The organism is Paraburkholderia sp., from assembly GCF_035656215.1.
Classification (GTDB): Bacteria; Pseudomonadota; Gammaproteobacteria; order Burkholderiales; family Burkholderiaceae; genus Paraburkholderia.
The window spans coordinates 1-3,387 of record NZ_DASRSY010000253.1; the positions used below are offsets into that span (position 1 = coordinate 1).

General features: G+C 60.9%; 4 protein-coding genes. 2 read left to right on the top strand and 2 right to left on the bottom strand.

Annotation, left to right across the window (positions count from 1 at the left end):
- The first annotated feature begins 161 nt into the window (after positions 1–161).
- Positions 162–584 carry a hypothetical protein gene (locus VFE81_RS14265; protein ID WP_325045217.1) on the top strand — a complete coding sequence of 141 codons (423 nt, stop codon included), beginning with the start codon at positions 162–164 and terminating at the stop codon, positions 582–584.
- A 126-nt stretch (positions 585–710) separates the two neighbouring features.
- On the opposite strand, the gene VFE81_RS14270 is transcribed toward VFE81_RS14265, so the two are convergent.
- Together VFE81_RS14270 and nodI are read right to left on the bottom strand one after the other, a co-directional pair.
- Entirely contained in the window at positions 711–1,538 is an 828-nt protein-coding gene (locus VFE81_RS14270) for an ABC transporter permease (RefSeq protein WP_325045218.1), read from the bottom strand.
- Positions 1,539–1,603: 65 nt separating this feature from the next.
- Positions 1,604–2,518 carry a nodulation factor ABC transporter ATP-binding protein NodI gene (gene nodI, locus VFE81_RS14275; protein WP_325045219.1) on the bottom strand — a complete coding sequence of 305 codons (915 nt, stop codon included), beginning with the start codon at positions 2,516–2,518 and terminating at the stop codon, positions 1,604–1,606.
- A 287-nt stretch (positions 2,519–2,805) separates the two neighbouring features.
- Here nodI and VFE81_RS14280 point away from each other — a divergent pair, with 287 nt between their 5' ends.
- Complete coding sequence (locus VFE81_RS14280; RefSeq protein WP_325045220.1) at positions 2,806–3,270, top strand: universal stress protein; 465 nt, start codon at positions 2,806–2,808, stop codon at positions 3,268–3,270.
- Positions 3,271–3,387 lie beyond the last annotated feature (117 nt).

Sequence of the window (3,387 nt, forward strand, 5' to 3'; positions counted from 1 at the left end):
CGACCTAAACTGTGGGAGCGGGGTGGGCTGTACGGTCCCTACTGCACGGCTCGCAATGCCGCGACCCATACCAGTGGTAGGATTCAGCCCGAAAAATGGAGAGCGGTGCGCGATGAACGGGCGTGCCATCCACAACAGAGCGATAGGACTCAGGACATCGAATGGCGCAACAAAAAACAAACCCAAAACTTGAGCAGGCGCTGACGCGTGGGGATCTCGCAATTCGCCAGGCCAACTCGGCACGGGCGACTGCGTTGCTGCGGGCGTTGGGCAAGATGATCGTAGAGGCGTCGGCGACGATCGGTGTGGAGGCTTTCACGCTGATTGCGGACGGCGACAAGATTTACGATCCTACCGACGGGCTGTGGCCACAGGAATTGCAGGTTTCGCTTGACGGCCCCGTCGAGGAAGCGGATCCGGACGAGGTTCGATCTGTCCGGTTGATTGCCGATGATCCCAGCACGGTGTTCAGGGTTGAATGGCAGCGGGCCGACGGGAAGATCGGGCGTCAGGATGGGGGGCCGTTTGCAACGGTGGCCTTTATTTCTGATGTGGATATTCCCTGGACGGATGATGAGGATTAAAGGAGGAGGGCTTCGCGGCGCTTGGTTTGTGGGTTTGCCTACGGCGTTGGGTTTTTCTTGAATTCTTATTGAATTATTAGCGTCGCCACGCAAAAACCCGCCGGCCGCAGGCCAGCCCTCAAACCCCTATTTCATCATCCTGCGCCGAAACAAAACAGCTGAAACAACAAACCCACCCACAACATAAGCCACCAGCACGGCAACGTGCAAAACAGCACCTTCGACAGGCCGCCCAAGCATAGCCGGCCGAATCAGATCGACAGCATGCGCCAAAGGCAAAAGCTCAGTCACGACCCGAGCCGCAGCAGGTAACTGTGAAACGGGAAAAAACACGCCCGACAACAGCATCATCGGCGTCAACACCAACGTCTGGTAAAACATAAAGAAGTCATACGACGGAGCGAGCGCCGTCACCACCATCGCGATACTCGCGAAGGCGAGCCCCGTTACCACGATCACCGGCAACGCCAGCAACATCGACGGAAAACTCGCGTAGCCCAGGGCGCCCGCGACCAGCATGATCGCCGCGCCCGATAACATCGACTTGCTGCCCGCCCAGATCACCTCGCCGAGCACGATGTCGCCGAGCGTCAGCGGCGTATGCATGATCGCCTCCCAGGTGCGCTGTACGTGCATACGCGAAAAGCCCGAATACATCGACTCGAAACTGGCCGACATCATCACGCTCGATGCAACCGTGCCCGCAGCGAGAAACGCGATATACGACACGCCGTCGACGTGCCCGACCATCAGGCCAAGCCCGAAGCCGAGGCCGAACAGATAGATCATCGGATCGGCAAGATTGCCGAACATCGAAGCAATCGCGAGCTTCCTCCAGACCAGATAGTTGCGGCGCCACACCGCAATCCAGTTCACCGCGTTGGCGGGGAAAGCGGCGAAGGTTTCCTGTTTCGACGGTGCCTCGCCGTGGGTTTCGTAAGTGCGTGCGTCCATTGCGTGTCTCTTGCCGTGTCGTTATAGCTGTAGAGGGTTGCGAGCCGAGCCGGGATCGATTCGCGTCAGTCCTGCATCTCACGCCCGGTCAGACGCAGGAACACATCTTCCAGATTCGCCGGGCGATGCAGATAGCGCAGATCGGCGCGTTGTTTGAGTCGGGCATGCACAGGCTGGGCGTCGTTCACATAGCAGAAGAGCGTCTCGCCACTGATTTCGGTGCGCTCGACAAGCGGCGCCAGTTCATCGCGCAGCGCAACCGGATCGGGGCCGAAGATTTCGATTACGTCGCAGCCGATCTCGGATGCGATCAACTCACTCGGCGCGCCTTCGGCGATCTTGCGTCCTTCCTCGATCACGCAGAGGCGATGGCACAGCCGTTCGGCTTCTTCCATGAAGTGCGTGGTGAGCAGGATGGTCTTGCCGCGCGCGAGCAGCGAGCGCAGCCGCTCCCAGATCAGATGGCGCGCTTGCGGATCGAGGCCGGTGGTCGGCTCGTCCATGATCAGCACGTCAGGGTCGTTGACGAGCGCGCGGGCCAGCGTGAGGCGCCGTTTCATGCCACCCGACAGTTCGCTCACACGTGCGTCCGCCTTGCTTTCGAGGCGCGCGAACTCGAGTAGCGACGGCACCATCGCGCGGCATTGCGCAGCGCTCAGACCGAAGTAACGGCCGAACACCAGCAGGTTTTCGCGGACCGTGAAATCGGGATCGAGATTGTCGAACTGCGGCACTACGCCTACACGCGCTCGGGCCACGCGGGCGCGGCTGGGAATCGGCTCGCCGCACAGCCGGATCGTGCCGGCGTCCGGCGCGGCGATGCCGAGCAGCATGCGCAGCGTGGTGGTTTTGCCCGCGCCGTTCGGACCGAGCAGGCCGAAACATTCGCCGGCGTTCACATGAAACGACAGTCCGTCGACGACCGTCTTTTCGCCGTAGCTTTTTTTAACCTGCTGGAATTCAATGGCGAGTTCAGACATGGATCGATTGAGGCTCCGGGAAAAGACGCAAATGGCCGGTAAGGTCGCTCATTCTATGGCATCGGCAGAGCGGTGTTGATCGCTGCCGGATGCGCCGGACGGCGTTTCTTGCGCTGCGGCAAAGGTTCCCGTGTGACCCAAATTCGACCCGAGCCCGGCCCAAACCCGCCTCGAATCCCTCACGCACCTGTTTAGGGCGCACTTAGCGTTTTCCATCCCTTGCAACCTGAATTGCGGCGCACCATGATTCATTCAGACCGCGTTCCTCGCGGGATGGGAGAAAAATCATGGCGAGCTACCAAAAAATCCTGCTGTGCTACGACGGCTCGCGCGAAGGCCGCAAAGCGTTACGTTGCGGCGCCGACCTGGCCTTGGATCTGAAGGCGGAAACGCACTTGTTGTCAGTGGTCGACATGCGCTCAAGCATTGCGCAAAGCGCGGGCCTGCTGACCGATGTGGCCTGCGGCAGCTTCGAGAAAACAGCCCGCGACATCCTGCAGGAAGGGGTGGACTGGCTCACCGAACGCGGCGTGACCGCGCAAGGGCATTTTGCGTTTGGCCATCCCATCGACGAGATCGCCAACCTCGCCAACGAATTGAATGTCGATCTCGTGGTGGTCGGCCACCGTTGCCGCACTGGCCTGTCACGATGGTGGATGGGCGCGGGGAATACACCGCTGCTCGACCGGATCTCGTGCAGCATTCTGGTGGCGTGCTCGTCCGCGCAGGAGCAGCAGCAAGCGGCGGCTTGACGCACAGCGGTGTGGGCAGGTGTGGGCAGGCGTGGACCGAGTTGGATGGGCTACGTAGGCCACGTGGGCCGAACGGTCGCTCGTTCAGGGCATCCGTTCGGCCAAACTGATTCGCTC

What these genes read in the sequence shown, in the direction of transcription:
- VFE81_RS14265 (WP_325045217.1), top strand. Translation starts at nt 162, where the DNA reads ATGGCGCAACAAAAAACAAACCCAAAACTTGAGCAGGCGCTGACGCGT.
- VFE81_RS14270 (WP_325045218.1), bottom strand. Translation starts at nt 1,538, where the DNA reads ATGGACGCACGCACTTACGAAACCCACGGCGAGGCACCGTCGAAACAG.
- nodI (WP_325045219.1), bottom strand. Translation starts at nt 2,518, where the DNA reads ATGTCTGAACTCGCCATTGAATTCCAGCAGGTTAAAAAAAGCTACGGC.
- VFE81_RS14280 (WP_325045220.1), top strand. Translation starts at nt 2,806, where the DNA reads ATGGCGAGCTACCAAAAAATCCTGCTGTGCTACGACGGCTCGCGCGAA.